The sequence below is a fragment of the Micromonospora sp. NPDC005197 genome (assembly GCF_040608295.1).
Taxonomy (GTDB): Bacteria; Actinomycetota; Actinomycetes; order Mycobacteriales; family Micromonosporaceae; genus Micromonospora.
The window spans coordinates 1-6,606 of sequence record NZ_JBEXHY010000204.1 but is presented as its reverse complement, the minus strand read 5'-3'; the positions used below and the strand labels follow the sequence as shown (position 1 = coordinate 6,606).

Sequence of the window (6,606 nt, the reverse complement as noted above, 5' to 3'; positions counted from 1 at the left end):
GCCGGGCTCGTCGCCCGACCACGGCCACCGGCGCTGCGTGGGTCAGCGCATCTTCTGCTGCGCGTCGGTCAGCTTCGCCTTCACCGACTGCTCGGTGACCGGCTTGCCGCTCGCCGCGTCGGCGAACAACTCCTTCATCGCGGTGCCGACCAGGGTCTCGAAGGTGCTCTCGTCGGGCACCTGCGGCAGCGGGGCCGCGGTGGTGACGAGCGTCTCCTGGATGCTCTTCTGCTCCGGCGCGCTGAACGCCGGGTCGGAGGCAGCCGTCTTCACGGCCGGCAGCGAGCCGTACGTCTTGTTGAGGAGCGTCTGCTCCTCGTCGCTGGTCATGAACTTGACGAAGCTCAGTGCGCCGTCCTTGTTCTTGGTGTGCTTGAAGACCGCCATGTTGATGCCGGCGACCATGCTGTTGACCTTCTTGCCGCCGGCCGGCGGGCTGGCCAGGAACGGCACCGGGGCCACCCCGTACGCGTCGGCGGGCATGTTCTGCGTCTTGAGGTTCGAGCCGGCGGACTGCCAGAGCAGCATGGCGGCCTTGCCGTTGGCGAAGTCGGAGACCGACTGGTTCTGCGCGTACTCCGCGTTGCTCGGGTTGGTGATCTTGTCGGCGGCCATGAAGTCGATGTAGCGCTTGATGGCCGAGACGTTCTGCGGGGTGTCGAAGGTCGGCTTGCCGGCCGAGTCGAACCACTCACCGCCGTACTGCTGGCTGAAGGTGAAGGCGTGGTGCGCGTTCTCCGACGGGTTGGCGCCCTCGATCGCCAGGCCCCACTTGCCGCCGGTGCTGAGCTTCTTGCCGTACTCGGCGAGCTGCTCCCAGGTGGTCGGCGGCGCGGTGATGCCGGCGTCGGCGAACGACTTCTTGTTGTAGTACAGGCTGTACGCCATGCTGTAGAGCGGCACGGCGGCCGGCGGCTTGCCGGGGGCGCCGGCGGCGGCGAGCGCGGCGGGCACGATCCGGTCCTTGCCGCCCACGGCCTGCAGGGCGGCGTCGTCGAACTCGACGAGCGCGCCGGTGGCCTGCAACGACGCCGACCAGGTGTTGCCGATGTTCACCACGTCCGGGCCCTTGCCCGAGGCGGCGGCGGCGAGCAGCCGGTTGAGCAGGTCCGACCAGGGGACGACCTCGACGTTGACCTTGATGCCGGACTGCTTCTCGAACTTGTCCAGCTCCGGCTGGAGGATGGTCTTGTCGGCCTCCAGGCTGGCGCCCTGGTTGCTGGCCCAGTAGGTGAGGGTCTTGGGCGATGCGGCGGAGTCGTCGCCGGAGCCGCCACAGGCGGTCAGCGATGCGGCGGCCAGTACGGCGGCGGTGAATATCCCGAGGTGTCGTCTCGACACGGTCAGCCCTTCCGGTGCGTGGTGGGGGTCCGCCGGCCGCCGTCGTCGATAGGGGTGCGGCGACGGTTGCCGGCTGCGGACGGGGTTTCTCCGGATGCGCCGTCGGGGGTCCGTCGGCGTTTCCCGGGAGTTACATCACGGCTTAATGAATGTCGTCATTAAAGTTGCTGGCAGGTGGGTCGTCAAGCACGGTGCGGTTACAGTCGCCACCAACGGCCGACGGGAACGAGGTGACGAGTGGAGCTGGCGCGTGCCACCAACCGGAGCGTCCGGCTGCGCAACCGGTCCGCCCTGCTGACGAAGCTCTTCCTCGATGCTCCGCTCACCCGGCAGGACCTGGTGCGCAGCACGGGGCTGAGCCAGCCGGCGGTGAGCAACGTGGTGGCCGACCTGATCGACGAGGGCATCGTCGCCGAGGCCGGCGCCGCCGAGTCCGACGGCGGCCGCCCCAGCATGCTGCTGCGGGTCGCCCCCCGGTACGCCTTCGTGATCGGCGTGGACGTCGGCGAGACCCGGGTCCGGGTCGAGCTGTTCGACTTCGCGATGACCCTGCTCGCCAGCATCGAGTACCCGCTCGACCCGGCGCGCACCGAGCCCGACGTGGTGGCCGGGCACGTGCTGGCCGGCATCGAGGTGGTCACCGGCAAGGCCCGGGTGGCCACCGCCGACGTGCTCGGCGTCGGTATCGGCGTCTCCGGCGTGGTCGAGCAGGGCGTCGAGGCCGTCGTGCACGCCCAGGCCCTCGGCTGGGACCGGGTGCCGCTGGAGCGCCTCATCGCCGCCGGCACCGACCTGCCGCTGCACATCGACAACGGCGCGAAGACCCTCGGCCAGGCCGAGATGTGGTTCGGCGCCGGGCGCGGCGCCCGGCACGCCGTCTTCGCGCTTGTCGGCTCCGGCGTGGGCGCGGCGGTGGTGACCAACGGCGCCACCTACCGGGGCGCGTCCAGCAGCGCGGGGGAGTGGGGGCACACCACCCTGGTGTACGGCGGCCGGGCCTGCCGGTGCGGCGCGCGCGGCTGCCTGGAGGCGTACGTGGGGGCGGAGGCGATCATCGACCGCTACCGCGAGGCGCGTCGGGGTCGCGCCGTGCCGGGCGAGGACGAGGAGTCGCAGCTCGCCGCGCTGGTCACCGCCGCCGAGTCGTCGGCCACCGCCCGCCGGGTGCTGGACGACACCGCCGGCTACCTCGGCGCGGGGGTGGCCAACCTGATCAACCTGTTCAACCCGGAGCGGGTCGTCCTCGGTGGGTGGGCGGCGATGGCGCTGGGCGACCTGCTGCCGGCCGTCCGCGAGGCCGCCGGTCGGCAGGCGCTGCGCCAGCCGTACGAGCAGGCGTCGATCGAGCTGTGCCGCCTCGGCGTGGACGCGGTGGCCCTGGGAGCGGCCACCCTCCCGATCGCCCGCTTCCTCACCGACGGCGGCGTCCGCCGCACCTGACCCCGCCTGACCCCGCCTGACCCCGCCTGACCCCGCCTCCTCCTCCACCCGGTGATCAAGAGGTTCGCGTCATCCTGGGCGCGATTTCTGACGCAAACCTCTTGATCACCGGAAGTGGTCGGGGTTGGGGGACGGGGGTGGGGGTTGGGAATTACACAAAACCGATCCTCGGGATAAATAACGAAGTTATAGATCGATGTCTTGACTCCGTCGCAACCTCGCCGCAACACTCCTACGAGAGCGCTCTCCTCTCCCCGCGGCGTCGCATCGGCGGCACCATCCACGGCACCACGGGCGAAAACCGCTCCCCACCCCCGGCGTCCGTAACGCCCTATCGACAGGCGATGTCATGACATCTCGTGCTACATCCGTACGCCCGCGTCCCCGGCGGCGGACCGTCCGGCACCTCCTCGCCGGAGTCGCCGTGGCCCTGGTGGCGGCCCTGACCCCGGCCGTGGCCACCGCCCCGGCGCAGGCCGCCCCCACCCTGCTGTCGCAGGGACGCCCGGCGACCGCCTCGTCCACTGAGAACGCCGGCACCCCCGCGTCGGCCGCTGTCGACGGCAACACCGGCACCCGCTGGGCCAGCGCCTTCAGCGACCCCCAGTGGCTCCAGGTCGACCTGGGCGCGCGGGCCACCATCAGCCAGGTCAACCTGCTCTGGGAGGGCGCCTACGGCCGCGCCTTCCAGATCCAGACCTCTGACGACGCGGCCACCTGGTCCACGATCTACTCGACCACCACCGGCGCGGGCGGCACCCAGAACCTCACCGTCACCGGCGCCGGCCGATACGTGCGCATGTACGGCACCGCCCGGGGCACCGGCTACGGCTACTCGCTCTGGGAGTTCCAGGTCTATGGCGAGACCGACGGCGGCACCTCCACCTGCGGCAGCACCAACGTCGCCCAGGGCAGCCCGGCGACCGCCTCGTCCACCGAGAACGCCGGCACCCCGGCGTCCGCCGCCGTCGACGGCAACACCGGCACCCGCTGGGCCAGCGCCGCCAGCGACCCGCAGTGGCTGCGCGTCGACCTCGGCAGCACCCGCACGATCTGCCGGGTGACCCTCACCTGGGAGGCCGCGTACGCCCGGGCCTTCCAGCTCCAGACCTCCGCGGACGGGTCCACCTGGACCACCATCTACTCGACCACGACGGCCACCGGCGGCACGCAGAGCCTCACCGTCACCGGCAGCGGTCGCTACCTGCGCGTGTACGGCACCGCCCGGGGCACCGCCTACGGCTACTCGCTGTGGGAGCTGGCGGTGAACACGACCGGCGGCGGCACCACCGAGCCCCCGGTCGGCACCACCGACCCGTACAACCCCAACCTCGGGCCGAACACGTACGTCTTCGACCCGAGCACGCCGACGTCGACCATCCAGAGTCGACTGAACACCCTCTTCACCCAGCAGGAGACCAACCAGTTCGGCCCGCAGCGCTACGCCGTGCTGTTCAAGCCGGGCACCTACACCGCCGACGTCAACCTCGGCTTCTTCACCCAGGTCGCCGGGCTCGGCATGAGCCCCGACGACGTCAACCTCAACGGCCATGTCCGCACCGAGGCGTTCTGGATGGGCGGCAACGCCACCCAGAACTTCTGGCGGGCCGCGGAGAACCTCTCGGTCACCCTGCCCGCCGGGCAGACCGTGGAGCGCTGGGCGGTGTCGCAGGCCGCGCCGTACCGGCGGATGCACCTGCGCGGCGCGCAGAACCAGATCCAGCTCTGGAACGGCGGCGACGGCTGGTCCAGCGGCGGCCTGCTGGCCGACACCCGCATCGACGGCCTGGTCGTCTCCGGCTCGCAGCAGCAGTGGTACTCCCGCAACAGCGAGTTCGGCAACGGCTGGACCGGCTCGGTGTGGAACATGGTCTTCCAGGGCGTCGTCGGCGCCCCGGCGCCGAGCTTCCCCAACCCGTCGCACACCGTCATCGCGCAGACCCCGCAGGTGCGGGAGAAGCCGTTCCTGTACGTCGACGGCACCGGTGAGTACCGGGTCTTCGTCCCCGCCCTGCGCACCAACTCGACCGGCACCAGCTGGTACAACAAGACCCCGGCCGGCTCGTCGATCTCGCTGTCGCAGTTCTTCGTCGTCCAGCCCGGCACCAGCGCGGCCACCATCAACGCGGCCCTCGCCCAGGGCCGGCACCTGCTCTTCACCCCGGGCGTGCACCACGTGACCGAGCCGATCCAGGTCAACCGGGCCGACACGGTCGTCCTCGGCCTCGGCCTGGCCACCATCCAGGCCGACAACGGCAGCGTGGGGATGCGGGTGGCCGATGTGGACGGCGTCAAGGTCGCCGGCCTGATGTTCGAGGCCGGCACGACCAACTCGCCGGTGCTGATGGAGGTCGGGCCGTCCGGCTCGGCGGCGAGCCACGCCACGAACCCGACCTCGCTGCACGACGTGTTCTTCCGCATCGGCGGGCCGCACGTCGGCAAGGCCACCAACACGCTGACCGTCAACAGCGACAACGTGATCGGTGACCACATGTGGCTGTGGCGGGCCGACCACGCCGCCAGCGGCGTACCGACCGGGTGGACGCTGAACACCGCCGACACCGGACTGACCGTCAACGGCGACAACGTCACCATGTACGGCCTCTTCGTCGAGCACTACCAGAAGTACCAGACCGTCTGGAACGGCAACGGCGGCCGGACGTACTTCTACCAGAACGAGATGCCGTACGACCCGCCCAACCAGGCCGCCTGGATGAACGGGTCGACCCGGGGGTACGCCGCGTACAAGGTGGCCGACTCGGTCACCAGCCACGGGGCGTGGGGCCTGGGCAGCTACTGCTACTTCAACGTCAACCCGGCAGTCGTCGCGGACCGGGCCATCGAGGCGCCCACCAACTCGAACGTGCGGTTCACCAACATGGTGACCGTCTCGCTCGGGGGTGTCGGCACCATCAACCGGGTGATCAACAACGCCGGCGGGACCGCGAACGCGGCCACCCAGCAGGTGTACCTGACCACCTACCCCTGACCGGGGCGCCCGCGCCGGCCCGCTCGCGCACGTGACCGGGCTGGCGCGGGTGGCACCGCGGGCCGGGCCGGCCCGGTCCCGCCGAAGACCGGGCCGGCCACGGTCACACCTCAGTACGCCAGCACCTCGGCCGCCGCGCGCTCGCCCGCGCGTACCGCCCCCTCCAGATAGCCGGCCCAGCGGGTCGCCGTCTCGGTGCCCGCCCAGTGCACCCGCCCGACCGGCGCTCGCAACCGCGGCCCGTACGTGCGCCACGCCCCCGGAGTCAGCACACCGCCGAAACAGCCCCGCGTCCACTCGTCGGCCGACCAGTCGTACTCGACAAGCGCCACCGGATCCGCCGCGCGCGGCCCGACCACGGCCGCGAACGCGTCGAGCACGCACTCCCGCCGCCGCGCCGGGGACATCTCCCGCAGCGCGGCGGCGTCGCCGGCGTAGCTGAACCCGGTCAGCACGCCGCGCGGCGAGGTCGGGGTGGAGTTGTCCACCGTCTCGGTGAGCGGTCCGGCGCTGCTGGTGGACACGCCGGAGCGCCCGTCGGCACGCCAGAACGGCTCGGCGTAGACGGCGTGCACCTTCCACGCCGACCCCATCGGCATCCGCTGCGTCAGGCCGTCGCGCAGCGCCGGCAGCGGGGGGTCGTACCGGATCCGGCCGGCCAGCGCCGGTGCCAGCGCGACCACCACGGCGTCGCCGTCGACGGGCCCGGCGTCGGTGCACACCGTCACCCCGTCCGCGTCCTGCCGGATCGTGTGCACCGCGGCGCCCAGCCGCAGCGTCTCCGGCGGCAACCCGGCCGCCATCCGCTCGGCCAGCGCCGCAGGACCGCCCACGAT

4 protein-coding genes are annotated in these 6,606 nt (G+C 71.7%); 2 read left to right on the top strand and 2 right to left on the bottom strand.

Annotated elements, in window-relative coordinates; translation table 11 throughout:
- Positions 1–42: 42 nt before the first annotated feature.
- Complete coding sequence (locus ABZU46_RS30555; protein WP_354863172.1) at positions 43–1,341, bottom strand: sugar ABC transporter substrate-binding protein; 1,299 nt, start codon at positions 1,339–1,341, stop codon at positions 43–45.
- 237 nt (positions 1,342–1,578) lie between these two features.
- Here ABZU46_RS30555 and ABZU46_RS30550 point away from each other — a divergent pair, with 237 nt between their 5' ends.
- Both ABZU46_RS30550 and ABZU46_RS30545 read left to right on the top strand, forming a co-directional pair.
- Positions 1,579–2,781, top strand: a complete 1,203-nt coding sequence (locus ABZU46_RS30550) for an ROK family transcriptional regulator (protein ID WP_354863171.1) — start codon at positions 1,579–1,581, stop codon at positions 2,779–2,781.
- Positions 2,782–3,130: 349 nt separating this feature from the next.
- Positions 3,131–5,770 (top strand): discoidin domain-containing protein, encoded by a 2,640-nt coding sequence (locus tag ABZU46_RS30545; RefSeq protein ID WP_354863170.1) that lies wholly within the window; start codon positions 3,131–3,133, stop codon positions 5,768–5,770.
- Positions 5,771–5,880: 110 nt separating this feature from the next.
- Here ABZU46_RS30545 and ABZU46_RS30540 read toward each other — a convergent pair.
- Positions 5,881–6,606, bottom strand: a 726-nt coding sequence (locus ABZU46_RS30540) for an FAD-dependent oxidoreductase (protein ID WP_354863169.1), incomplete at its 5' end; no start/stop codon positions are given.

Bases quoted from the DNA above. Each gene is read 5' to 3' on its own strand.
- ABZU46_RS30545 (WP_354863170.1), top strand. From the start codon at position 3,131: ATGACATCTCGTGCTACATCCGTACGCCCGCGTCCCCGGCGGCGGACC.